The following is a 24,344-nucleotide window of genomic DNA, read 5'->3' as shown; positions in this document are numbered from 1 at the left end:
GCTAGATCTTCTTGTTGGATTCTTCTCGGGGCTCCGAACGTCGAATGACGATGTCGCCGTAGCTGGTTTGTGCCCGGACGTCTACCCGGCGTTCGGTGGAAGCCGGACCGTGCGTGGCATTCATCTGGTTGTCGACACGGCCGAAGGACGTATGAGCGTCGAATCGTGCGGCGGTTCCGGATCGAACGCCGATATGGATTCGCCCGGCGGCCGTCTTGGCGGATACGACTCCACTCTCGATGGTCTCGAAACGGATGTCGCCGTTGGCGGTTGCGGCGCTCGCGTCGGATTCGGCGTGTTCGACGGCGACGCTTCCGTTGGCGGTCTTCGCCTTCAGCGCGCCGGTGATCGTGCCGATGTTGATGTCGCCGTTGGAATTCTTGACCTCCGCGTTGCCGTCGACGCGGCCGATGCGGATGCTTCCGGACCCGGTGCTCGTGTCGATGTCACCGGCCACATGCTCGACGATGATCGCTCCGGCGCCGGTGCTGACGTTGAGCGGTCCGGTGGTGTCCAGTGTGCAATCACCGGCCGAGACCTTCACGCGTGAGCGTCCGAGAGTGCCTTCGGCGCGAAGGCTGGCAACTGCTGCAGTGCCTTCGAGTTCCGAGCCGGAGGGAAGCTGAACGGCAATGTCGACAGATCCTGTCTTCCCGAAAATGCCGAGGCCGCGCTGTTTCGGAGTCTTGATCTGTAGCCGGCCACCTGCGAATTCGACGCGCGTTTGTTCGGCGACTCGAACGTCTACCTCGCGAGACGAGTTGCTGGGCAACACTTCCACGACAGTGTCGTTGCGGCTGCTCGCAGCGATCCGGATGTGTCCGACTGCCACGTCGAAGTTCAAGGTGATGGGGTCAGGTGTGCTGAATGTAGGCATGGTGATACTCCCGATGAGGTTGTCTCGGTTGGTGATAGAGGGTCGTGCGAAAGGTGAAGCCGGTGTCAGTGCACCCAGCCGCTGAAGCTTTCGGAGCCTTGGGACGTGCGCTGTCTCGGAGTGCTTCTGCTCATGCCGCCTTCCAGCGCAGTTGCAGCCGAGCGAACCAGCCACGCGTTCACGGAGATCCCGGCTTCCTTGGCCGCCGCCTCGATCCGGTCTTTGAGGTCTTGCCCCAGCCTCAGGTTGATTCGAGTCATCGAGGCGTCGTCGGACTCCGTGACGGGGCGCGGAGCCGGAGTCGGTTCCTCTTCGGCGGGGGCCGGAGCCGGTTCGCTGATGGCTGGTGCCACCACGAATTCGGGTTCGCGTCCCCGTAGGCGCAGGTCCACCGAGCCTGGGGCGAGGTCACGCGTGATCTCGGCGGCTGCCGCAGACAATGCGTCGAGAAGGGTGAGTCGCACTGCTGATTCCAGCGGTGCGGTCAAACGATCGGCGAGGGCCTTTGCGTCTTCTCCGCCTGCTTCGGCCGCCACCGCGAGTTCGTGGCGAAGGTTGTCTACGTACGGTGTCAAGTCCATGGCATCACTATGGCACCACTTTGGTGCCATAGCAATAGTTTGGTGGCACATTCGTGTGAGTTTGATGAGAAGTGCCAGCTCATCGGGGTGGTTGGCGTTTCGATTCTCGGCAGGCTGGCACACTCGTAAGGGTGAGTCCTGCCGAACCCAACCGTCGCCGCCGTATCTTGCTCTGGATTGCCGGGGTGCTCGGCGTCGTGATCGTGGTCGGGGCGGTTGTCGTCGCGGTCGCGCCTTCGCGGTATCTGCCCTGGGACACTGCCGAGTTCCCGACGGTCGACGCCAGTTCGGTGACTGCGGACCAGACTCGAGTGCTCGAACTGCTGCAATCCGAGCATGAGCGGGACCGTCCGGGCACTTTCTATTCCGACGGTATCGACGAAGAATGGTGCGCCGATTTTGTCAGCTGGATAATGAGGGAAGCGGGTCGACCGTTGTCGAACCCGAACTCCGGAAGCTGGCGTATCCCGGGGGTGTACACCTTGCAGGAGTACTACCAGGGGATCGGCGCGTACGCCGAGAACGGCAGCGGGTACACCCCGAGCGTGGGTGATGTGGTGATCTACGACAGTTCGAGATGGGTAGGTCAGCACACCAACATCGTTGTGGCAGTGGACGGTGACTCGGCGATCACGGTCGGCGGCAACGAGTTCGGCAAGGTGCGGGTCCATGATCTTCACTGGCAATCCGACTCCGCCGTCGTGGGGTTCGGAAAACTTCACCCCTGATCGCTGTGGTTCGAGGTCAGGGCAAACCATCGAGCGGATGCACGTGCCTCGCCGCCGGCGTCGATGTGCAGCGTGTTCGTGCCGGTTCGCACGCTCACCTGCTCACCTCTCTTGACGGGCTGGGTGTACTCGAGGATCGCGCGAAAGGGTTCGCTTCGTAATTTTTCGGGCAGTGCATCTTCCACGGGTTGCCAGTAGATCGCGTTGTTCACGTGATCGAAAGGGTCGAAATCGCTCGAGCGCAACGGGAATGGAGAATCCGCGTAATCGTCGGTGTCGGGGTCGATCCACCGACGCCAGTGAAGATGCTCGTCCACGGCCGTCGATGCCAGGGCAGCGGTGAACTTTTCACTGATGGTTGCCGGCATTCCGGTTTTCGGGTCGATGTTGATCCAGAATGCCTCGGTCTCGATCAATCCACCGCTGTCGGACCTGATCCGAACCCGCATCGAACACCACTTGCTGGAGAGTCCGGAACACCAGCGCTGCAGATGAACTCGATCCGGCCAGATGACGGGTTCGAGTACGTCGATCACCGTCCTTCGCACCATCCACAGCGGGTGTGTATCCATGGCGCCGCGGTCGACGAGATTGTCGAAGCCCGCGTCTTGGAGGTAGCGCGCGATCGCGTCGAGGCGCAGTTGCTTGTCGGTGTGGATGTCGCCCGTACGCACCGGCCAGGAGACCTGGAAGATGCTTCCGGTTGTCGGTAGTTCGGCCATCGCTACGTGATCGTCGACTTTTGTACGGTTCATCGGATGTGGACTCCCGGTGTTCGCTGATCCGGTCGGGTGGCTTCACGCTTGCGTTACCCGATGGAGGGATCTTGAACCATCTGAGTTCACTGTTTTCTGAATACAGATTTCGATGTACTGTCGTACGTATGGATATCGAGGGCGTAGATGTGGTGACCAACGTGGCGGTGCTTGCGAGGTTCGGGCATGCCTTGTCCGACGAGACTCGGACACGGATACTGCTCGAACTGAAAACCGCCCCTCGGTACCCGTCCGACCTCGCTGAAACACTGGCTGTGACCAGGCAGAAGCTGTCCAATCATCTGGCTTGTCTGCGCGGTTGTGGCTTGGTAGTGGCCGTCCCGGAAGGGCGCCGGACCAGATACGAACTCGCCGACGCACATATCGGTCAGGCCCTCGACGACCTGCTCGGGGTCGTACTCGCGGTGGATCCGTCGTACTGCCCGGACAGTGAATCAGAAGGATGCTGCTGATGGTCGCGCCCGTTGACGGTGGCGGCCTCTCGACTGCCCGGCGTGCGCTCTTGTCGAGACGAATTCGCATCTTCGTGGCGATCACCATCAGCTACAACGTCGTCGAAGCGATCATCGCGCTGGCGGAGGGCACGCGGGTGTCGTCCGCAGCACTGTTCGGTTTCGGCCTCGATTCGGTGATCGAAGTGTCCTCGGCGGCAGCGGTTGCCTGGCAGTTCTCGGCTCCGGATCCGACGAGCCGTGAGAAGACGGCACTGCGAGTGATCGCATTCTCGTTCTTCGGGCTCGCTGCGTACGTCTCGTTCGACGCGATTCGGTCGCTGTTCGGTCTGGGTGAAGCGCAGCACACGAGCGTCGGAATAGTATTGGCTGCAGTGAGTTTGGCGATCATGCCGGCTCTGTCCTATGCGCAACGCCGAGCAGGTCGGGAGTTGGGTTCGCTTTCGGCGGTCGCGGATTCGAAGCAGACGCTGCTCTGCACCTACCTTTCTGCGGTCTTGCTGGTCGGTTTGCTGCTCAACTCGGTGCTCGGCTGGTCGTGGGCGGACCCGATTGCGGCACTGGTGATCGCCGTCATCGCCGTGAAGGAAGGCATCAACGCGTGGAAGGGTGATCCGTGCTGCCCGGTTGTGACGGTGCCCGAGAGCGGTGACGAGTGCGACTGCTGCTGAGTGAGCACAGGTTCAGTTGAGTGAACACCGTCTGCAGCGCATCGGAGAGGGTGCTCACTCGGTGAAAGGGGTGCTCGGTTAGGTTTGCGACGCCGGCAAGCGGGTACGGGTCGGTGACCTGCGGTTCATCCGCGACGGGTGATGTTTTCGCTTCCCAGCCCCTCGAGACTGAGTATGGGAAGTGCATTCTGTCGAAAGGAACGCTGATGACTGCTCCACCGCGGGAACCCGCGAATCACCCTGTCCGGCAGGGTTTCGCGGTAGGTACGACGTTTGCAGCAGCAATTCTGCTGCTCACCGCAGGCATTGTCGCTCTGCTTCAGGGCATTGCGGCGGTCGCCGACAACAATCTGTTTGTCGTGGGTATCAACTACACGTACAAGTTCGACATCACGACGTGGGGCTGGATCCACATCATCTTGGGCATCATCGGAATCGTGGTGGCTCTCGGCCTCTTCACCGGTGCAGTGTGGGCCAGGGCGGCGGCGATAGTCATTGCGTCGCTCTCGATCATCGCCAACTTTTTGTGGATGCCGTACTACCCGCTGTGGTCGATCCTGGTCATCGCGCTCGACGTCGTTGTGATCTGGGCCGTCGCGACCTGGGACACAGACAGAGTCTAGGCGCCGAACAACTCGAGAGCAGTTGGTCCCGACCGAATCGACTCGGTCGGGACCATCGCTCGTGCGCGGGGGACGACCCGACGGAGGGGCGGCTCGGATCATTCTGTTCGGATCAGTCTGGGAGCCTTCGCAGTTCGGCAACGGTCAAGCCGAGGGAATCGAGGCGAGCCATGATGCTTCGCATAGCAGTGTGATCCGCGACGGGCCCGTACAAACTGGTGAATCCGCCGGCGGCACTGGCAACGCTGAGTTCGGGAAACGCCGCTTTGACGCGGTCCGACACTTCGCCGTCGATGAGGAATTGATACCGAGTGGGAGCATTCATCAGTGTCCGCTCCATTTCGTAGGGCCATGAGGTTCGGTCAGTACCGCGTCGAGCCTCGAAATCACGTGTCGTCAGGGGCAATCGGCGTCGCCGCTCGATCCAGGACTCCGTATCCGTGAGATCCAGTCTTGCTCCCACGCGCTCCCGAGGCGTCATCCCCAACGGGTGAATGTCATCGCGGCTCCATTCATCCCTTTTGTGTGAGGCTGCGAAGGATCGTCACCCCTAGTGTCGACCGGGAGAGAGAAGAGGTCGGCATGGGATCTGTCATCGGGGATCTTCTACCCTTAGCGGTCGGTGTTGCGGTATCGCCCATCCCGATCATCGCGGCGATCTTGATGTTGTTGTCCAAGCGAGCCGGTAGCACCAGCGTCGGATTCGCCCTGGGCTGGATACTCGGAATCGTTGTCGCCACTGTGATCTTCGTGCTCCTGTCCAGCAAGCTCGGCGACTCCGAAGGTGATCCCTCTGCGACGGTGTCGTGGATCAAGCTGGCGTTGGGTGTGTTGCTACTTGCGTTCGGAGTCAAGCAATGGCGCGGCCGCGGTGGCGAGCATGAAACCCCGAAGTGGATGCAAGCTATCGACGACATGACCGCTGCCAAGGGCCTCGGCTTGGGCTTCGCGCTGGCAGCGATCAATCCGAAGAATCTGATGATGTGTATCGCGGCTGGAATCTCGATCGGCTCTGCGTCATTGGGCTCCGGCGAAGTAGTCGTCGCGGTTCTGGTTTTCACCATCATCGCTGCCTCGACAGTGTGCGTGCCCGTGATCGGTTACCTCGTTGCCGCGGAGCGACTGCGCGGTCCGCTGGCCAAGCTGAAGGTGTGGTTGCAGGACAACAACGCCACTGTGATGAGCGTGTTGATCCTGGTTATCGGTGTTGTTCTCATCGGTAAGGGCATCGGCGGTCTCTGACAACGGGAGGTAGTTATGGGATCGCTGCTACTGCAACAGATCCCGCTGGCACTCGGTATCATCATGAGCCCGCTGGCGGTTGTCGCCGTTGTCGCCGTGCTCTTTTCCGAACGAGCGCGTCTCAACAGCATTGCGTACCTGATCGGGTGGTATCTCGGAATAGTTGTCGCCCTGGCCGGGTCGTACATCATCTTGACCGCACTCCAAGTTCATCAGAGAACGCACCCACCCCTGTGGGTGCCTATCCTCCACCTCGTTCTCGGCGTGACGTTGCTCGCGGGTGCCTGGTTCGTCTACACGCGTAGTCGGCGCGGAGTGCAGGCGATGGCGGCTGCAGTGGCTCCGGGAGATGTTGTCGCGGCGGCCCCTCAACTGCCGAAAATGCTCCAGTCGGTAGAACACTTCCAGCCGATGCGATCGGGTGTGCTCGGGTTCGCGCTGTTCGTTCTCAATCCCATCGACATGTCCTGTGCGATTGCCGCTGCCATGAACTTTCGCCTCAGCACCGTGGTGCCGACGTCGCAGATCGTCTCGGCCGTGATCTTTTCTCTCGTGTCCGTGACCTCGGTCGCCGTGCCGGTCGCCCTTCTCCTGATCAAGAAGGAGGAGGCCACCGAACCGCTGCAGAAGATCCGTACCTGGATAGCCACCAACACGCACTTGCTGAACGTCGGGCTCCTCGTCCTGATCGCGGCGATGCAGATCAGTAAAGGGGTGCAAGGGCTATGAGTGCTCCGCACACACGGACGTGGTGGGTCTTCGGATCACTGTCCGACTATCAGCGAGGCTGGCTTCGGCCAGACATCATCGCCGGCCTCACGGTGTGGGCTGTCCTTGTCCCGGAAGCGCTCGCGTACGCCACCATCGCCGGAGTTCCGCCGGTGGTCGGGCTCTACGCTGCAGTTCCGTCACTGATTCTGTATGCAGCAGCTGGTAGTTCGCGGCATCTGATCGTCGGACCGATGTCGGCCACTGCCGCGTTGTCCGCGGCGATGATCGCGCCACTGGCGTCGGGAGACGACACCAGATTTGTCGCATTGTCGGTCGGGCTCGCGATCGTGACCGGACTCGTCGGATTGCTCGCAGGATTCATGCGCCTCGGATTCATCGCATCCTTCATCTCCGAGCCGGTTCTCAAGGGATTCATAGTCGGTTTGGCACTCACGATCATCATCGGTCAAGTACCAAAACTCCTGGGCGTGGACAAGGGCGAGGGGAACTTCTTCGTCCAGGCGTGGACGGTGATCAAGGAACTTGGCGAGGTCGACGGTCCGACGGTGGTCATCGGATTACTCAGCTTGGCAATGGTTCTGGGAGTCAAGCGATGGCTCCCGCTCGTGCCAGGTTCGCTTCTGGTTGTGTTACTGGGGATTACCGCAGTGGCGCTGTTCGGACTCGACGACCGTGGCATCGACATCGTGGGACACATCGATTCGGGCTTGCCGACTATGGGCCTGCCGAGTGGAGTAGGAGCCGAGGACTACCTCGACCTAGTGGGGCCGGCCGTCGGTGTTCTACTCATCGGGTTCGCCGAAGGTCTCGGCGCTGCAAAGACATACGCGGCGAAGGCCGGATACACGATCGACGCCAATCGGGAACTGGTAGGACTGGGGGCCGCCAATCTCGGATCGGGCATCTGCTCGGGAATGGTGGTCAACGGCAGCCTCTCGAAGACGGCTGTCAACGGGGGAGCGGGTGCCAAATCACAGGTCAGCGGGTTGGTGGTCGCCGCATTGACGCTGCTGACACTGCTGTTCCTGACTGGGTTGTTCGAGAAACTACCGGAAGCGACGCTATCGGCGGTGGTCATCGCCGCAGTGATCGAACTAGTGGATTTCTCTTCTCTCGCAGCGCTGTACCGGGTCTGGACGAAGCGATTGGGCAGCATCTACGGGCACGCCGCTCGGGCCGATTTCGCCGCCGCTGTCGCGGCGATGTTCGGAGTTCTCCTGTTCGATACCTTGCCCGGTCTGATCATCGGAATTGTCGTCTCGATGCTGCTGCTCCTGTATCGAGTCTCCAAACCGCACGTGGCCGCTCTGGCCAAGGACGGCACGCGCTGGGTCGACACCAGCAGCCATCCTGATCTGAGGACACTCGACGGCGTCGTGGTGGTCAGGGTCGAATCCGGACTGTTCTTCGCGAATGCCGATCACGTGCGTGATCAGATCACCGGCATGGTGACCACCGGGACCACGACGGTCATTCTCGACGCCGAGACTTCACCGTTCATCGACGTCAGCGCGGCCCAGATGTTGGCTCAGCTTCGAGATTCGTTGGCTCGCAAGAATGTGAGCTTCCGGGTGGCCCGCGACATCGGGCAGTTCCGCGATGTCTTGTCCGGGGCCGACGAGGGTGCGCTGAAGGTCGACGTCTATCCGACCGTCTCGCAGGCACTCGAGGGCCGGGACAACACTTCAGCGTGACGTCCGCAGCCAGATTCCCAGTGGTCCCGCGTCTTTTGCGACCGATCCGACGATCGACGACGCGACCACCACGATGGCAGAGAAGATGAACAGCCACCCGATCACGGTGAACATCACGCCGAGAAGGCCGAACTCGTCCTGAGACGTCTTGGTCATCCGCGGCAGAAATAGAGTGCCGGCCACGTGCAGTCCGGTCAGACCCGTCGCGGTGAGCAAGCCGGACCCGACACACATACGAGTGGTCATGCGATTGGCGGTCAACAGCATGGGCACAGCAGTCCAGACCAGTGCCCACACTGCGTAGACCGCAACAAATTCCAGGAGACTGCCCACCCTCGGAACGGCATTCAGTTCGCGGCACAGCGCCGCACCGACCACTGACGCGGCGACGACGAACACGACCGCGATCCACCGCCATGCCTGGCGAAGCGTCGCAGTCGGCACGCTCCAGATTCGTCCGTACATCCGGCCAAGGGCGCGAGCGTAGGACGTGGAACTGATCAACAGCATGAGCAGGCCGACAATGCCAAACGCGGCCGCCGTGGAGGTGTCGGTCATCACGGCGTCGGGAAGCTGCACCCCGAGGTCGTCTCTGGCGACATCGGCCAAGGGCTTCAGCTTTTCCAGGGTGGACGCTGCGATCATCACCGGCAGCAAGGACGTGAACGCCTGGGCTGCCAAAGTCATGGCGCTGTCGACGAGTCCGACTTCGAAGACGTCGATCGTCGCGTCGGTAGCCAACCGTCGGCTTGGTGTGCGTCTCGCCCAGACGGTCATTCGATCGCGCGTATCGGAGTACAGCTTCGGGGGCATGGAAGCAGTCTTGCTCAGATGAGTCCGCCGCGACGCGCAGCCTTGAGTGCGTCGCGTCGGTTACTTACTTCCAACTTCCGATAGATCCCGCGTAGATGCGTCTTGATGGTGTTGACGGACAGGAACAGCGTGTCGGCGATCGACTCGGTGGTGTCTCCCGAGGCCAGTTCGCGCAGCACGGTGTATTCGCCCGGTGTGAGGATCGGTGCACTCACCAGCTCTTGTGGAAGAATGCGGTTGCGTACCTGTTCGGCAAAAGCTTCCTGATCGCCGAAGTGCCCACTGAACTCGTCGAAGATCGGACGCAGTGACGCGCCGTAGTCGAGGAAAGGTCGTAACAGCCCACCGGTTTCTGCGGCTCGCAGGGCTTTCTGCAGCGAACGAAACGACTTGCGCTCGTGACCGGTGGCAGCGTGGATCCCAGCCTCGAGTGTCCAGGCGTAGACGGTGTGGGCGAGCACAGGCTCTTCGGTGGATCCGAGGGCTTCGGAAACCTCGACGAGTGCTTCTGCGAACTTGTTGGACGAGAAAGCCACGGCAGCTCGCGCCAGGTGTATCTCGGAAGTCTCGCCGAACTGATCAGCCGCATCGCGCACGAGTCGGCCGGCCCATTCCACTTCGCCGACCGACAGGCATGCGTTCACGACCGGTGGGAGTAGGGCAAGAGTCGCCAATGAGAAGGTGCGCAGTGCGATTGCGCTGAGCATCGCATCGCGGACGTCGGCAGCGGTCGACCGTCGATCGGCCGCGTCGCCGAGACTGTGGAGCCCGAACGTGACGACGGTGTGCCACCCGAATGCCGGGACGCTGGCGCCGAGAACATCTGTGCTCCGGTAGTTTCCGATAGTCGGTATGCGGTACGGAAGTTCGCTGGTGGCGCAGAGATATGCAGCGAAGGCCACCACAGACGCGGACAACTCGTACTCCGCCGTCGTTGTGATTCGGTGTTCGACCGCGTAGTCGATGGCGTAGGTGGAGTGTGCCCTCATCGCCTCGATGTCCCCGCTGAGTGAGGCGACGAATCCTAGCCCGGTCAGTGCCTTCAGTACGAATCGCGACCTGCCTCGTAGTGTTCCGAGCGCGACCGCCTGGGTGTATTCGACAGTTGCCCTGTCGAACTCGCGTTTGAGTAGGAGGGCCGTCGCTACCTCGAGGTGAGCGTAGGCTTCGACGTCCGAGTGAGTGCTGTTCTGGCGCCGCACCAGGCGCGAAACCAATGGTTTGTTGTCGGAAGTTGGCGAAGCACAGGAGATTTCCAGACTCATCGCCAGGAACAGTGGCTCGTCCGCAATAGGCGGATGAGTTGCCTCGAGGAGATCGAGGCACGTTGTCGCAGAGGTCATGTCACCGGAATGGAGGGCGGCCGCAGCCAGGACCAGGCGGGTGATCGGAGATTCGGAGACCTGCGTCGGTGCGGATTCGAGCACTCGGACGACGTCTCCGCTGTGCCCGTCGAGTACGAGGCCCAGTCCGCAGCGCTCGAGAAAAGCGAGGATGCGGCACGGGTCGCCGATCGACACCTCGAGTTCGAGCGCCTCGAGTTCGAAATGATGACTCTCGAACCAGGTTGCTGCTCGAAGGTGCGCGCGATTTCTCTCCTCGTGATCGACCCGACGGAACTCTGCGCGGAGGTGTTCGAGGAGAAGGGGGTGGTAGCTGAACCACGTGGTGTGGTCAGCGGAGTCGGTCCGCGTCACGGGGAAGTTGTATTGAATCAGAGCGTCGATCTCGGACCGCGCATTCGAATCGGTCAACGTTTCTGCGAGTTGAGCAGAGAACGAATCGACGACGGATGTCCGCAACATGAATGTCGTGACATGCTCGGGCAAGGATGTCAGGACCTCGTCGACGAGGAAGTCGGCGATCGGGCGCGGCGTATGGGTGAACTCGTTCAATGCATCACCGATGTCGCTCCGGCCTGCCAGGAACGCTGCGGTCAGGCGAACAACAGCGCCCCACCCCTTGGTGAAGTTCTCGACGATTGCGAGCTCGTCGTCGCCGAGGGCGATGTCGTATTCGCCGAACATCGCAGTGATCTCGGTGCGGTCGAAGGCGAGATCGGTGGATGCGAAGCGAGTGAGTCGGCCATCGAGCGCGAGACGATGCCAGGTGAGCGGAGGTTCGTATCGAGCAGCGACGATGATCGACAGATTGTCCGGGGTGTGCGTGAGTATCTGGTCGAGAAGACCGATCGACATCGGATCGTGAAGTGTGTGAACGTCGTCGAGGATCAGCGTCGTTCGGCGATCGTGAGCTTCGACGGTTTCCGCGAAGTGCGCGAGCCACTGTTCGACGGGTCGTCTCGATCCCGCCTGTGCCGGGAACCCTTGCCCGGTGGGCGCGCGACCGGCCGGGTCGAGAGGCGTCGAGATGGCCTCGGCGAGGGATTCGCACAGCACCGACACGTTGTTGTCGCGCTCGGCCAACGTCAGCCAGGCGAGGTCCACGTCAGGGGACGCCCGCGAATACTCACGAGCCCAATTCGCCAGCAGCAGGGTCTTTCCCGCTCCGGCCGGTGCAGAAAGCAGCCCGACGGACCCGGGTCCCGAGCCCTCGGTAGTGGTGGACGCGGTGAGTTTCTGGTGCAACCGGGGACGTGGAACCAGTCCCTTGATTGCAGAGGGCGGGTGAAAGCGCCCGCTGACAGGCGCGTCCGACGCGTGAGTGTGCCCGACGCGGTGAGACGCGTCGAGCGTCACTGCAGCGGCATCACGAAATGGGCTGCTCATCCGACTCCTGTTCGACTGGCTGCACTGGACGTGACCGCTGGATCGACATACGTAACGAGTTAGATGATGTGAAACTACCCAATTCGGACACTTGTTAAGCGTCCGAATCAAAAGATTCGGACCAAAGTCCCTGATTTAGCGAGGGGTGCATTCGAACTACGAACGGCGTCGCCAGTGCTACCGCCTGAACGGCGGGGTGCGAGCAAACCTCGAATATCGGTCGAATGCCTTTTCCAGGCCCACGAGATCCGGATCTGACAACAAGGCCGCCAGAAGTACACGTGCTTGCCCGGCCCGAAGATCGGTGGAAAATACAGCGCCTGCGGCGATCAAGTCGTGGCCGCCGCCACCACCTCCGTAAACCGGGGAGATTGGCCCCGAGGGCACACGAGTTGTCACGACCACCGGAATGTGAGCGCCTACGCAGTCTCGGACGGCCTCGACGATCGTCGGATTGGCATTTCCCGAACCGAGTCCGTCGAGAACGAGTCCATTTGCCCCGGCGCTCACGCAAGCGTCGATCTGTACGCGGTCTGCCCCGGGATACACGGCGATGATGTCGACGCGGGTGTTCGAAATCGGATGCCACGGCAATGGTTCGGGAGTGCGCAGCAGGGCCGGATCGATGCGCAAGGAGTGGAAGGCATCAAGTGCCGTCGTGTCGGCCTTTCGCGTACCTGCTGCCGGGTGGACCGAACCGCCGAAGGCGATGAGGACACCACGTCCCTGCGACGAGATGTCGAGTCCGGCCGCGATCGCCGCGGCCAGATTCGAACGAGCGTCGGACTCGGGATGGTCGAAAGTGCGCTGCGCCCCGGTGAAGACCACCGGACGTCGGTCGTCGTGATGCAGGTCCAACAAGAACGCAGTTTCCTCCATCGTGTCGGTGCCGTGAAGCACGACCACCGCGTCGAGTCCAGGATCCTTCAATTCGTCGGCTACGGCGTCGCGAACACGATCCATGTCCGCGAAGGTCATGCTCGAACTGTCCTTCGACATCACGTCCACGACTCGAAGATCGATGTCGGTCTGCTCATTGCCGAGCAGATCTGCACCGGTGATTGCGGGCCGACTGATTCCGTGCGCATCTCGGGTGCTGGCGATGGTGCCACCAGTGGTGACGACTGCGACTTTCGACACTGAGGTCCTTTCACGTCAAGCTGCGGGTCGATGGATGGCCAACTCGCGAATGCGATTCCTGGCGCCGTACCAACCAATCATCAACAGCGGTGCGATGATCGCGATGGAGCCGACGGTCCATGTTCCAACAGGGTTGTCGAATGCCATCAATACGATAACGACCGCAAGAAAAACCAGTGTCGCGATCCCGGTGTACGGTGCGCCGAATATGCGGAAGGGAGGGCGGGTGACTTTGCCTTGTTTCGCAAGTTGCCAGAGCTTCAACTGGCACAACACTATGACTGCCCACGCACTGATGATGCCGAGGGCTGCAAGATTGAGGACTATTTCGAAAGCTTGCGCTGGGACAACAGCATTGAGCCCGACGCCGAACAGGATGACCACGCCGGTGAGTGCGATTCCCCCGTACGGCACTCCGGCTTTGTTCATTTTGGCAGCGAAGGCAGGCGCCGAGCCTGCCATCGCCATCGAATGGAGTATTCGTCCGGTCGAATACAATCCGGCGTTGAGGGAAGACAAGGCTGCCGTGAGAACGACCAGATTCATGATCGCATCCGCGCCTTGGATGTTGATCGAACCGAAGAATGTGACGAATGGACTTTCACCGGCGTGGTACTCCGTGTACGGGAGCAACAGCGAGAGCAGTAGTACCGATCCCACGTAGAAGACGAGGATCCGAATGATCACTGTGTTGATTGCCTTGGGTATCACCTTCCGGGGATTTTCGGTCTCTCCGGCCGTGGTTCCCACGAGTTCAATTGAAGCGTAAGCGAACACGACGCCTTGAATCACCACGACTGCCGGCAGTATTCCGTTGGGGAACAGCCCGCCATTGTCGGTGATCAGGCTGAATCCGGAGGAATGCCCTTCGATGGGCGTGCCGAAGAGTACGAAATAGACACCGAACCCGAGGAATGCGGTCAACGCAACGACCTTGATCAACGCGAACCAGAACTCCAGCTCTCCGAAGACTTTGACGGACACCAGATTCAGTCCGAGAACCAACACCACCGCGATCAGAGCGAACATCCACTGATCGATGTGCCCCAGTGGCGCCCAGTACTTCTTGAAGAAGTTCATGTACAACGCCACAGCCGTGACATCGACCACGGCAGTCATTGCCCAGTTCATCCAGTACAGCCAACCCGCAGCGAAAGCCATCTTCTCGCCGAAGAATTCGCGTGCGTAGGAAACGAAGGATCCCGAAGTCGGTCGGTGCATCACCAGTTCGCCGAGTGCCCTCAGGATCAGGAACGCGAAGAACCCGCACAGCGCGTACACGAGAACCAAGGCCGGGCCCGCCTGTTGGAGTCGCCCTCCCGCACCCATGAAAAGGCCTGTTCCGATCGCACCACCGATCGCGATCATCTGAATCTGTCTGGGGCCGAGTGCCTTCTGATATCCGAGATCCTCTTCGGCGGCAACCTCGGCGTGGGGTGTCTCTTCCCGTTCGACGGTCATCAAACCTCCTCCACAACGGCGGTAGCATGAGGCTTCTCGCCCGCAACGCGGAGATTGGCGAGATGTTCGGGGCTTAGCAACCGATCGAGTTCCTCGCGGTCGAGCAGGCCCGCTTCGATCACGAGATCGGCGACGCGACGCCCGGAAATCAACGCCTCCTGGGCAATCCGTGTGGACGCGGTATATCCGATGTAGGGATTGAGCGCAGTGACGAGGCCGATGGAGTCTTCGACTCGCGCGCGCAACAGTTCGGTGTTGGCCGTGATACCGAGTACGCACCGGTCCGCCAGAATGCGGCAAGCCGCACCGAGGTGTCGCATTCCTTCGGACAGTGAGTGCACGATGATCGGCTCGAAAGCGTTGAGTTGGAGTTGCCCGGATTCCGCAGCCATCGTAATCGTCACGTCATTGCCGATGACTTCGTACGCGACCTGATTGAGGACCTCGGGAATTACCGGATTGACCTTGCCCGGCATGATCGACGAACCTGCCTGCACCGGAGGCAGATTGATCTCGTTCAATCCGGCTCGCGGACCAGAAGAGAGCAGCCGAAGATCGTTGCACACCTTGGACAACTTCACAGCGACCCGCTTGAGTACGCCGGAGAGGTGGACGAACTGGCCCACGTCTTGGGTCGCTTCGACCAGATCCGTTGCCAACACCAGCGGCAGCCCGGTTAGTGCGCCCAGGTCGGAACAGGCCACCTCGGCGTAGCCGGCAGGTGCGTTGAGACCGGTGCCGATAGCAGTGGCGCCGAGGTTGATCTCGTGAACGAGAAGAGCAGCCTCAGCCAGGCGCGCTCGATCCTCCTCGATCATGACCGCGTAGGTGCCGAACTCCTGACCCAGAGTCATCGGCACGGCGTCCTGCAGTTGGGTGCGTCCCATCTTCACTGTGTCGGCGAACTCGAGAGATTTGGTCGTGAACGCATTCTGGAGTACACGAAGTGCATCCAGCAGGTCCTCGATCGCGAAGATCGTCGAGATGTTGACGGCCGTGGGGTAGACGTCGTTGGTCGATTGGCTCAGGTTCACGTGCTCATTGGGGTGAAGTCGTTCGTAGTCGCCGCGCCGGTGGCCGAGGATTTCCAATGCGCGATTGGCGATTACCTCGTTGGCATTCATGTTCGTCGACGTTCCGGCACCACCCTGGATGACGTCCACTACGAACTGTTCGTGCCACCGGCCGTCCACGATTTCCTTGCATGCCTGTGAGATGGCCTCGGCTCGCGGGCCATCGAGGATGCCCAGCTTCTCGTTTGCGCTGGCTGCGGCCCATTTGACGTAAGCGATGCCGCGGATCAGATGCGGGTTCGTGGCAATTGTTCGACCAGTGATCGGGAAGTTCTCCATCGCGCGCAAGGTGTGGATTCCCCAGTACGAATCGGCTGGAACTTCGCGATCGCCGAGCAGATCGTGTTCTGTTCGCGTTTCGAGCACTTGATCAATTCCTCGTGTCTCTTCGCGCAAGCATCACTCTGCGCGGTGGGTGTATTTCGGGATCGCAGCGCTGACGGACAAGTAGTAGACCCGCCCAGCTATCGGGCTATCAGGCTGTCTGACAGGTCTAATTGTTACCTCGCTCACTCCTGCACGTCAACCCGTCACCAGGTGCGATGTTTGACGCGGGACTTCGGCAGTCGCAACAATGACGGCATGAACCTGTCAGACAGCTGGGCCACCAGGCGACCAGTCGCCGCGCGGGTGAGTGCTGCCGAGGCAGTCCTCGCAGACCTTCGTGCCGCAATAGCCTCCGGCGATCTGGCAGTCGGAGAGCGTCTCCCGTCCGAAGCGTCCCTGGCCGAAAGGCACGGGGTCAGTCGATCGGTTATCCGCGAAGCCCTGCGCTCGTGCCACGCTCTCGGGCTCACCGAGACAAAATCCGGGCTCGGCACGTTCGTCGTCAGTGATTCGATAGCGCGAGACCTCGATTTCGGCAGCTATGCGGCCAACGAATTGGTCGAAGCACGGCCTCATGTCGAAATTCCGGCCGCAGGATGGGCTGCGCAACGGCACACCGCGGAGGAACTGGCAGCACTCCGCGGACTGGTACAGCAGATGCGTGACGAGGACGATCCGCTCGTATGGGTTGCACTCGACGCCCAATTTCACGGACTGATTGCAAAAGCCAGTAGGAATCGTGTCTTCGAGTCGGTAATCGTCGATATCCGTGAAGCGCTGACAAGGCAATCCGAGACACTCAATCTTGTTGCAGGTCGCCAGGAAAAGTCGAACGAGGAACACGAACGAATAGTCGAAGGAATTGCATCCGGGAGTTACGACCACGCCTCCAGGGCGATGGCCGAACACCTGGACGCCGTCAGGGTGACGCTCGAAACACTTGTCCAAGAAAGTGATTCGCTGTGACGGCGCGGCCGCGCAGGTCTGTCCTCGCCTGCGCAATCTTCGCGGCATCGGTGACCGGAGCGTTGGCGGGTTGCAGTTCGTCCGACACCCCGCTGACGCCGACCACCGCGGCGTCAGCGACAACAACGGCAGCTGTACCGCCTACGGGTGTAAAGCCAGCATCGACGCCGGAATCCGAACGCACGCTCTTCGATGCTGTGGACCGCAATGATCCCGCAGCTGTTACCGCTGCCCTGACTGCCGGCGCGAACATCGAAGCGCGCGGCGAGGGCGAACGGACTCCACTCGTCGAGGCCACCAAGAACAACGCCGTCGCTGCGGCTTCTACGTTGATTCTTGCCGGAGCTGACGTGAACGCGAAGGACTCCATGCAGGATTCGGCCTTCCTGTATTCCGGAGCCGAGGGATTGAACGAGATTCTGGCATTGACGCTCAGCCATGGCGCGGATGTCGACAGCGTGAACCGTTACGGCGGTACGGCTCTGATTCCCGCGAGTGAACACGCGCATGTCGAGACCGTCCGGATGCTGATTGCTGCCGGGGTACCGGTCAATCACGTCAATGATCCGGGGTGGACGGCGCTTCTCGAGGCCGTTGTGTATGGCGACGGCTCGGCGCGCTACGTCGACGTGATCACTCAGCTTCTCGACGCCGGGGCAGATCCCTCGATCCGGGATGCGTCGGGAAAGACCGCATTGGACAATGCCGAAAGCCGTGGTCAGTCAGACGTTGTGGCGCTGCTGCAATCGCGGAGCTGACGCCAACGAGTCGGGCTGACTCCGTAGGCCTGCCGAAACCGTCGGCTGAAGTGTCCGGCGTCGACAAATCCCGCACGGCGCGCAATGGTGGCGATCGGCAGGTCGACGGTAGCGGGTCGAGCCAGTTCGTCCCGAGCCTTCTGCAGGCGCTGGGTGATGATCCACTGCTCGAGCCGGAATTCGTTGTCCGAACAGATCTTGTACAGCTGGCGCAGTGAGATGTTGTGGGCGTGGGCAATTCGTGCAGGATGCAGCGCCGGATCGTGAAGGTGTTCGCGGATGTATCTGCGGATCGATGTCAACGTGAGTGCCGATCTCGGAGCGGAGGCGTCGGGATTTGCATGCGCGATCGATGCGACCAAAGCGCGCGCCAGTTCGATCGAGGCCTCGCCCAATTGTTCGGCGGCAGGATCGGTCTCCAACTGATCGGCGCTGCGGAACAATTCACGAACGTGCGCGATCATCAAGGGGTACAGGTTGCTGTGGTGAGGTCGCGTGGCAGCGTCTCGCACGGTGTCGATCGGTAGTCCCAGCCGATCCATCGGAACGTAGAGGCACTGGGAAGCGCCCGTTCCCGTCCAGGAGAAATCGTAGGTCGACGTCAGGTCCGTCATGAGTAGTTCACCGGCCGGGACTCTGCGTTGTTCATCGTGCTGATCTAGATGGCCGATTCCGCTCTCCTGCAGGGCAATCGCGAGAACCGGCATCGACGCTGATCGCACGTGCCGCGGTGTTCTGGTCAATCGCATCCCCGTCGACTCGGAGCGGAACAGTGATGCTGCGCCCAGATTCCACACGTTCATCCGGGCGCTCACGCCCGCCGGATCCTCCAAGTGGATCGCACAGGGAACCGATGCGCGTCCCATCGCGTCGACGAAGGCGTCCGTGCGTTGGTCAGGCTCCAGCACGGAAGTATCCAGGAGCAAAGCCATGCAGCCTTGATACCCCGGGATGTGGACGCTCAACCAGAATTTGTGCACCGTGAGCCCAGAAGTCTGCACGGACAGTCACGTCCGTCGCAGCAGGTATTTCTAGGATCGAAACGGGCGTGTCCCGGCCTACCGCAGTTTCTCGCTTGCCTAAGAGAGTGAAGGAAACGCATGAAGATCTCACGTGTATTCACAGCAGTTCTGGCAATGCTCATGACAGTCGCGGCCGGACTGATCTTCGGTTCCGGTGCTGCGGTGGCGAGCCCCAAGCCAACTGTCGTTCTGGTTCACGGCGCCTTTGCCGACGCCACCAGTTGGGACGGAGTTGCCGCCGACCTACGCTCGCGTGGCTATCGCGTCGTGACGCCGGACAATCCTCTGCGCGGGCCGGCTTACGACGCGTCCGTGATCGAGAAGACGGTTGCGGACATCGACGGCCCCGTCGTTCTCGTCGGGCACTCGTACGGCGGCGCGGTGATCACCAATGTCCACGATCCGAAAGTCCAGTCGCTGGTCTACATCGCGGCGTTCGGTCCGGTGGAGGGTGAGCCGGTACAGATCACGATCGACCCGATTCGATTCCCTGGCAGCCAATTGCTTCCTCCCGCTCTGGGATTGAAGATCGTCGACGATCCTCACGCGATCGGCGGGAAGAACGTCGACGGCTACGTCACGGACGAGTATTTCCATTCCGTCTTCGCTCAGGACGTTTCCGACGAGACGGCGGCAACCATGTTGGCTCACCAGAAGTCCGCCGCTTTGTGGGCGAACCTCGAACTCGGCGGGCCACCGTCGTGGGCGAACACACCGAGCTGGTATCTGGTCGCCGGTGAGGATCGCGTGATCCCAGCTTCGGCGCAGCGGTTCATGGCAAACCGGATGGGCGCGAACACCAGCGAACTCCCGACCTCCCATGCCTCGCTGGTTTCACAGCCAGGGGCAGTGGCAGACGTGATCGTGGCGGCCGCTCACGGGTGAGTGTGCGACCGCCACGAAAGTAGAACGGGGTCAGGCGGAAACGATTACCGAGGAGCCGTGTCCGAACAGACCTTGGTTGGCGGTGATACCGATGCGAGCTCCTTCGACCTGACGGCCTTCGGCTTGTCCGCGCAGCTGCCAGGTGAGCTCGCACACCTGCGCAAGTGCCTGTGCGGGAACGGCTTCGCCGAAGCACGCGAGACCGCCGGACGGATTGACCGGGATGCGGCCCCCGATGCTGGTGTCACCCGCACGCAGAAGGTGCTCGGCCTCGCCCCGCTTGCACAGCGCGAGGTCTTCGATCCAGTCCAGTTCCACCGAGGTAGCGAGGTCGTAGACCTCGGCGACGTCGACGTCCTCGGGAGAGATCCCGGCTTCCTCGTACGCGGCGTAGCCGATGGATTCCTTGAACGTGCGCTCCGGAGCCGGGACGGCGGAGCTGGAATCGGTGGAGAAGTTCGGCATATCCATGATCGTCTGTGGGAACGTCGGCGTGACCGTCGAAATAGCCTTGATGCGAACAGGTTCCGCGATGCCCATCTTGCGGGCGTATTCCATCGACGTCAGCAAGATTGCGGCGCCGCCGTCGGACGTCGCGCAGATGTCGAGCAAATGCAGGGGATTGGACACCACGGGGGATGCCAGCACGTTCTCGACGGTGACTTCCTTGCGGTAGCGCGCATTCGGATTATTGAGTCCGTGCTTGGCGTTCTTGACCTTCACGTTGGCGAAGTCCTCCGCGGTGGCGCCGTAGAGGTCGATGCGACGACGCGCGTTGAGCGCGAAGTACGCCGGGTTGGTCATACCCATGAGGCGGAAGCGCAGCCAGTCCGGGTCGTCCCAACGCTCACCGGCGACGGGAGCGAGGAAACCCTTGGGGGTGGTGTCGGCTCCGACGACCAGGGCAACTTCGCTGAGGCCGGCCAGAATTCGTGCGCGAGCGGTGTCGAGTGCCTGGGCTCCCGTCGCGCACGCTGCGTACGACGTGGCGACGCGAGCGCCGTTCCAGCCGAGTGCCTGTGCGAAGGTGGCTCCGGCGACGTATCCGCCGTAACCGTTGCGGACTGTCTCGCCGCCGACGATGAAGTCGACGTCCTGCCAATTCACACCCGAATCGGCGAGCGCGGCGCGAGCGGCGGCAACGCCGTATTTCACGAACGACTGCCCCCATTTGCCCCAGGGGTGCATTCCGACACCGAGTACTGCGACGTCCTTGCTCATGACTGCGACTCCTGATCAGCTGCGGCGACAGGCTTCCAGCGCCACGTCGTACGTACTCCGGTTTCGTCGGTGTACAGCGGCTCGACAACCAATTCGACGGTATTGCCGACCTTGAGATCGTCGACGCCGAATCCGTCGGCCACCTGGCCGAGGATGACGATCCCCTCCGACAACTCGACTGCTGCGAGAGCAAAAGGCTCGTACGGATCCGAGCGCGGGATGTACGGCGGCGGGGGCTGGTACTGCGCGTCGGTGTACGACCAGACAGTGCCGAGGCGGGAGAGTTCCACGTCGTCGAACTCCTCGCTGAAGCAGCTCGGGTTCTTGCAGAACGTCGCCTCACGAGGGAAGGAAATGGTGCCGCAGGATTGGCACTTCGTGCCGATCAGAGCAGGTTCGTCGCCGGTGGTGAACCAACCCTCTACTGCAGGTGTCACACTCCCGTTCGGCGCCGGCGTTGCAGTCTCGCTCATGCAATCCTCATCTGGTTGGCGAGCCTGATCCGGGGGATCGTGGGCCCGCTGTGCCGCTTACTGGAACAGGTTGCAGTATTACACGATTTTGGCCGCTGACGGGCAAAAATTTTCGCTGAGTGGGACGCTGCCGGAACGCAGACGGCCCCGCCGGGCAGACGAGTCTGCAGGCGGGGCCGTGTGCGTGAAAGTAGCTGTTTACCTGTAGTGGATCAGCGAGCGCGAACGGGTCGACCGAATCGACGCGCCGGTTTCACCCGGGCCGCAGCGTCGAGGATGGAGGTGATTTCGACCTGATCCAGAACCTTTTCGCGGACACGGTCGTGCGCAGCGCCGCGTTCCAGTTCCGCCTTGTCGATGGCGTGCCAGCCCTCGCGGTCGACTACGTCGGACTGTCGCGCCCGGACCAGACGATCGACTGCGGAGTCGTCGGCGACCGGGTTGGTCAGGCGTCCGTCGTTGAAGTCGTCGACGAGCATCCTGATCGTTTCCTGCGCGCAGGACTTGTTGGTGCCGATGAACCCACTCGGTCCGCGCTTGATCCAACCGGTCGCGTAGACGCCGGTTGCGGGATCGCCGTTCGGAGCTTCGAGGACGCGGCCGTTCTCATTCGGAATGACCGAAGCACGCTCGTCGAACGGGACGCCGGTGATGGGCACTCCGCGGTAGCCGATCGAGGTGAGGACCAAGCCGGCATCGATGGTCTCGGTATCGCCCGTCGCCTCGATCTGCACGGTTCCGTTGGCGTCGACCAGGGCGTTGCGAGCGAACTCGATTCCACTGACCTGATCGTCGCCGGTGATCGACGTCGGCGTGAGCAGGTAGCGCAACGTGATGCGCTTGTTGCCGACGTCGACGTGATCGCGGTTCTTCAGGGCTTCGAGTAGACGCAACTTCTGCTCGACGGCATGCGGAAGCTCGCCGCGTTTTGCCAGTTCTTCGGTGGCCGAGTCGAGAACCATGTCGTCGGGTCCCACAGAGAGTTCGATGTCCGGCAGTGCCATCAGGCCGGTGAACTCGGGGACTGTGAACGCGGACTGCGCGATTCCGCGTCGACCCACGATGACAACTTCTTCGACGCGACTCTTCCGCAGAGCGGCGAGTGCGTGAGCGGAGATGTCAGTGCCCGCCAACTTCTCGGGATCGGCCGTGAGAATGCGAGCGACGTCGAGCGCGACGTTTCCGTTTCCGATGATGACCGCGCGGCGATGCGAGAGGTCGAAGACGTCGTCGGCGTGATCGGGGTGGCCGTTGTACCAGGCCACGAAGTCGGTGGCCGATGCCGTGCCAGGCAGATCAGCACCCGGAATGCCGAGACCACGGTCGGACGAAGCGCCGACTGCGTAGAGCACCGCATGGTGATTTTCGAGCAGTTCGCTGTGCGAGATGTGCTTGCCGATCTCGACGTTGAGGTAGAACTCGAAACCCTTTTGTGCGGCGATCTTGTCGAACAAGCGAGTGACCTGCTTGGTCTTCTGATGGTCCGGAGCAACGCCGGCGCGAACCAAGCCGTAAGGCACAGGAAGGCGATCGAAGACGTTGACCTGCACGTCAGGCTGAGTCAGTAACTCGTCCGCGGCGTACATCGCCGACGGTCCGGAACCGACGATCGCAACGCGCAACGGCGGTCGGCCCTTGTCGACGTGGGCTGCCGGGATGACCTTGGCGAGAAGCGGCCTGGGCCGCTCTTCCTTGTAGAAGTCCGCATTGATGGACAGGAAGACTCGCTGCGGGTCGGTCAGCTTCGACTCGGGGACGATGGCGTCGACCGGGCAGGCCGAGACACATGCGCCGCAGTCGACGCAGGCCTGCGGATCGATGTGCAGCATCTCGGCGGTGAGGAAGTCCGGCTCGTCCGGCGTCGGATGGATGCAGTTGACCGGGCAGGCGTAGACGCACGAGGCGTCGCTGCAACAGGACTGCGTGACTACGTGTGGCATGGCGCTATGAGTCCGATCTCGACTGTCCGGGAGCTACGCGGCGGCGTTGTGCGAGCTGCGGTGAGGTTCGCTACGGAAACGTGATGCGCGGCCGTCCATCTTGCAGGCCTTCCAGACCAGGCGCGAGGCACGGTTCATCAGGCCGGTGTCGGTGGCCAGCATGCGGACGTCACCGAAGTAGTTGCGCAGGGTCTGGCGCGACTCGGGCAGATCCCAGAACAGGTCCTTCTTCACGGACTTCGGGATGTCGAATTGCTTCCAGAAGGACTTCGGCGGGATGACGATGGCGTCACAGAGAATGCGCATGACGATCGGGAACAGCAGCGAGAGGACGAACCGGTTCGGGCGTGACATCAGCGGGATGCGACGGCTCAGAAGCTTGTGCGCGAACGAGATGTGACGCGCTTCCTCGGCTACGTGGATGGCCATGACCGACTGCATGATCGGGTGGATCTGGCCGCCGGCACGCAGGATGCTCTTCTGAATGTGGTCGATCGGCTCTTCACCGGCGAGGACACCGACGAAGAACAGTTCGGGGAACGGACCCGCAGCGAGGGGAATGAAGGGTGCAAGCATCTTCATCGGACGGCTCATGCCGGGAGCGTCGGCACCGATGCGGTTGACCATCTCCTGGAACATCATCGTGTGGTTGCACTCTTCGACCGACTCGTGCGTGCAGTAGCGCGCCTCGGCCGAATCGTTGGGCAGCGAGAAGACGTACTGCATCATGCCGCGGATCAGAATGTTCTCGAACTGGAGACCGACCTTCGCGACATTGGCCTGGCGCCACATGCCGATTTCGATCTGCCTGGCCTCGGACTGCGACTGGTACCAGGGGTGAGCACCCAGCGGGTCTGTCTCGGCCGGGAGGATCCAGCGGCGATCGTTCGGGACGACGGCAAACTCGGGGGAGTCCCAGTCGATGTCGAGGTACGGGTCGAAGTGCTTGTGCACCGAGCCCTCGGACAGGAGTCGAAGCGTCTCGTTGTACGAGTCGTCGGATGCTTCTCCGCGCTTGTCGAGCGGCGATGTGAGCGTCATGGCGTCTCCTCTTCGTTTCGGTCACCGCTGGTATTTCTCGCGGTGTTCGGTGGAATCGAGGGCCGGTTGTGTGATCGCTGGCACTCGGTCTGGGTTTAATGTAACCCGAGGTATCAGGA

General features: G+C 61.7%; 24 protein-coding genes. 10 read left to right on the top strand and 14 right to left on the bottom strand.

The window, feature by feature from the left end:
• Position 1: 1 nt before the first annotated feature.
• Together GJB56_RS20580 and GJB56_RS20575 are read right to left on the bottom strand one after the other, a co-directional pair.
• Positions 2-877: a DUF4097 family beta strand repeat-containing protein gene (locus GJB56_RS20580; RefSeq protein ID WP_020909560.1), complete on the bottom strand. Its 876-nt coding sequence runs from the start codon at positions 875-877 to the stop codon at positions 2-4.
• A 65-nt stretch (positions 878-942) separates the two neighbouring features.
• Positions 943-1,458: a toxin-antitoxin system HicB family antitoxin gene (locus tag GJB56_RS20575; RefSeq protein WP_029256566.1), complete on the bottom strand. Its 516-nt coding sequence runs from the start codon at positions 1,456-1,458 to the stop codon at positions 943-945.
• A 131-nt stretch (positions 1,459-1,589) separates the two neighbouring features.
• Between GJB56_RS20575 and GJB56_RS20570 the strand changes: the two genes are divergently transcribed.
• Positions 1,590-2,186, top strand: a complete 597-nt coding sequence (locus GJB56_RS20570; RefSeq protein ID WP_113682749.1) for a CHAP domain-containing protein — start codon at positions 1,590-1,592, stop codon at positions 2,184-2,186.
• On the opposite strand, the gene GJB56_RS20565 is transcribed toward GJB56_RS20570, so the two are convergent.
• A complete protein-coding gene (locus GJB56_RS20565) occupies positions 2,177-2,941 on the bottom strand; it encodes an acyl-[acyl-carrier-protein] thioesterase (protein WP_113682748.1) in 765 nt (254 codons plus the stop codon). The genes GJB56_RS20570 and GJB56_RS20565 overlap by 10 nt on opposite strands.
• Before the next feature lie 128 nt (positions 2,942-3,069).
• Here GJB56_RS20565 and GJB56_RS20560 point away from each other — a divergent pair, with 128 nt between their 5' ends.
• The 3 genes from GJB56_RS20560 to GJB56_RS20550 all read left to right on the top strand — a co-directional run bounded on the left by GJB56_RS20560 (position 3,070) and on the right by GJB56_RS20550 (position 4,708).
• Positions 3,070-3,414 carry an ArsR/SmtB family transcription factor gene (locus GJB56_RS20560; protein WP_003943224.1) on the top strand — a complete coding sequence of 115 codons (345 nt, stop codon included), beginning with the start codon at positions 3,070-3,072 and terminating at the stop codon, positions 3,412-3,414.
• Positions 3,405-4,085, top strand: coding sequence for a cation transporter (locus GJB56_RS20555; RefSeq protein WP_021333365.1), 681 nt, complete (start codon positions 3,405-3,407; stop codon positions 4,083-4,085). Before GJB56_RS20560 ends, GJB56_RS20555 begins: the two co-directional genes overlap by 10 nt.
• A gap of 206 nt (positions 4,086-4,291) precedes the next feature.
• Positions 4,292-4,708, top strand: a complete 417-nt coding sequence (locus GJB56_RS20550) for a DUF7144 family membrane protein (protein ID WP_020909554.1) — start codon at positions 4,292-4,294, stop codon at positions 4,706-4,708.
• Positions 4,709-4,820: 112 nt separating this feature from the next.
• Here the strand turns inward: GJB56_RS20550 and GJB56_RS20545 are convergent, their stop codons facing one another.
• Positions 4,821-5,033, bottom strand: coding sequence for a hypothetical protein (locus tag GJB56_RS20545; protein ID WP_078377385.1), 213 nt, complete (start codon positions 5,031-5,033; stop codon positions 4,821-4,823).
• A gap of 257 nt (positions 5,034-5,290) precedes the next feature.
• Between GJB56_RS20545 and GJB56_RS20540 the strand changes: the two genes are divergently transcribed.
• From GJB56_RS20540 to GJB56_RS20530, 3 genes are read left to right on the top strand one after another with little or no spacing between them, the layout of a single operon-like run.
• The gene (locus GJB56_RS20540) at positions 5,291-5,950 is read left to right on the top strand and encodes a GAP family protein (RefSeq protein WP_019745852.1); all 660 of its coding nucleotides are present in this window, start codon (positions 5,291-5,293) and stop codon (positions 5,948-5,950) included.
• Positions 5,951-5,965: 15 nt separating this feature from the next.
• Complete coding sequence (locus GJB56_RS20535) at positions 5,966-6,679, top strand: GAP family protein (RefSeq protein WP_113682747.1); 714 nt, start codon at positions 5,966-5,968, stop codon at positions 6,677-6,679.
• Positions 6,676-8,376 carry a SulP family inorganic anion transporter gene (locus GJB56_RS20530; RefSeq protein WP_019745850.1) on the top strand — a complete coding sequence of 567 codons (1,701 nt, stop codon included), beginning with the start codon at positions 6,676-6,678 and terminating at the stop codon, positions 8,374-8,376. Before GJB56_RS20535 ends, GJB56_RS20530 begins: the two co-directional genes overlap by 4 nt.
• Here GJB56_RS20530 and GJB56_RS20525 read toward each other — a convergent pair.
• The 5 genes from GJB56_RS20525 to GJB56_RS20505 form a co-directional block, all read right to left on the bottom strand.
• Positions 8,368-9,189, bottom strand: a complete 822-nt coding sequence (locus tag GJB56_RS20525; RefSeq protein WP_020909552.1) for a hypothetical protein — start codon at positions 9,187-9,189, stop codon at positions 8,368-8,370. The genes GJB56_RS20530 and GJB56_RS20525 overlap by 9 nt on opposite strands.
• 14 nt (positions 9,190-9,203) lie before the next feature.
• On the bottom strand, positions 9,204-11,918 hold the full coding sequence (locus GJB56_RS20520; protein WP_113682746.1) for a helix-turn-helix transcriptional regulator: 2,715 nt from the start codon (positions 11,916-11,918) through the stop codon (positions 9,204-9,206).
• Between the two features lie 177 nt (positions 11,919-12,095).
• Positions 12,096-13,058 carry an asparaginase gene (locus GJB56_RS20515; protein ID WP_029256562.1) on the bottom strand — a complete coding sequence of 321 codons (963 nt, stop codon included), beginning with the start codon at positions 13,056-13,058 and terminating at the stop codon, positions 12,096-12,098.
• A 15-nt stretch (positions 13,059-13,073) separates the two neighbouring features.
• Positions 13,074-14,519 (bottom strand): amino acid permease, encoded by a 1,446-nt coding sequence (locus GJB56_RS20510; RefSeq protein WP_029256561.1) that lies wholly within the window; start codon positions 14,517-14,519, stop codon positions 13,074-13,076.
• Positions 14,519-15,958 (bottom strand): aspartate ammonia-lyase, encoded by a 1,440-nt coding sequence (locus GJB56_RS20505; RefSeq protein WP_020971190.1) that lies wholly within the window; start codon positions 15,956-15,958, stop codon positions 14,519-14,521. The genes GJB56_RS20510 and GJB56_RS20505 overlap by 1 nt, the downstream gene beginning before the upstream one ends.
• 216 nt (positions 15,959-16,174) lie before the next feature.
• Between GJB56_RS20505 and GJB56_RS20500 the strand changes: the two genes are divergently transcribed.
• Both GJB56_RS20500 and GJB56_RS20495 read left to right on the top strand, forming a co-directional pair.
• Positions 16,175-16,885, top strand: a complete 711-nt coding sequence (locus GJB56_RS20500) for a FadR/GntR family transcriptional regulator (RefSeq protein ID WP_019745844.1) — start codon at positions 16,175-16,177, stop codon at positions 16,883-16,885.
• A complete protein-coding gene (locus GJB56_RS20495; protein ID WP_020971188.1) occupies positions 16,882-17,643 on the top strand; it encodes an ankyrin repeat domain-containing protein in 762 nt (253 codons plus the stop codon). Before GJB56_RS20500 ends, GJB56_RS20495 begins: the two co-directional genes overlap by 4 nt.
• Here the strand turns inward: GJB56_RS20495 and GJB56_RS20490 are convergent.
• Complete coding sequence (locus GJB56_RS20490) at positions 17,604-18,575, bottom strand: helix-turn-helix domain-containing protein (RefSeq protein ID WP_020971187.1); 972 nt, start codon at positions 18,573-18,575, stop codon at positions 17,604-17,606. The genes GJB56_RS20495 and GJB56_RS20490 overlap by 40 nt on opposite strands.
• A 168-nt stretch (positions 18,576-18,743) precedes the next feature.
• On the opposite strand from GJB56_RS20490, the gene GJB56_RS20485 reads away from it, so the two are divergent.
• Complete coding sequence (locus GJB56_RS20485) at positions 18,744-19,550, top strand: alpha/beta hydrolase (protein ID WP_080910312.1); 807 nt, start codon at positions 18,744-18,746, stop codon at positions 19,548-19,550.
• A gap of 30 nt (positions 19,551-19,580) precedes the next feature.
• Here GJB56_RS20485 and GJB56_RS20480 read toward each other — a convergent pair whose 3' ends face one another.
• From GJB56_RS20480 to GJB56_RS20465, 4 genes are all read right to left on the bottom strand, one after another.
• Entirely contained in the window at positions 19,581-20,771 is a 1,191-nt protein-coding gene (locus GJB56_RS20480) for a lipid-transfer protein (RefSeq protein WP_020909545.1), read from the bottom strand.
• Positions 20,768-21,244 carry a Zn-ribbon domain-containing OB-fold protein gene (locus tag GJB56_RS20475; RefSeq protein ID WP_113682745.1) on the bottom strand — a complete coding sequence of 159 codons (477 nt, stop codon included), beginning with the start codon at positions 21,242-21,244 and terminating at the stop codon, positions 20,768-20,770. Before GJB56_RS20475 ends, GJB56_RS20480 begins: the two co-directional genes overlap by 4 nt.
• Positions 21,245-21,456: 212 nt before the next feature.
• Positions 21,457-23,184: an FAD-dependent oxidoreductase gene (locus GJB56_RS20470; protein WP_019745838.1), complete on the bottom strand. Its 1,728-nt coding sequence runs from the start codon at positions 23,182-23,184 to the stop codon at positions 21,457-21,459.
• A 33-nt stretch (positions 23,185-23,217) separates the two neighbouring features.
• Positions 23,218-24,225, bottom strand: a complete 1,008-nt coding sequence (locus GJB56_RS20465) for an AurF N-oxygenase family protein (RefSeq protein WP_003943163.1) — start codon at positions 24,223-24,225, stop codon at positions 23,218-23,220.
• Positions 24,226-24,344: the final 119 nt, after the last annotated feature.

The organism is Rhodococcus sp. AQ5-07, assembly GCF_009707305.1.
In the GTDB taxonomy this organism is placed as follows: domain Bacteria; phylum Actinomycetota; class Actinomycetes; order Mycobacteriales; family Mycobacteriaceae; genus Rhodococcus_F; species Rhodococcus_F erythropolis.
Note: the sequence above shows the minus strand (reverse complement) of the source record. Positions and strands in the feature narration are given on the sequence as shown.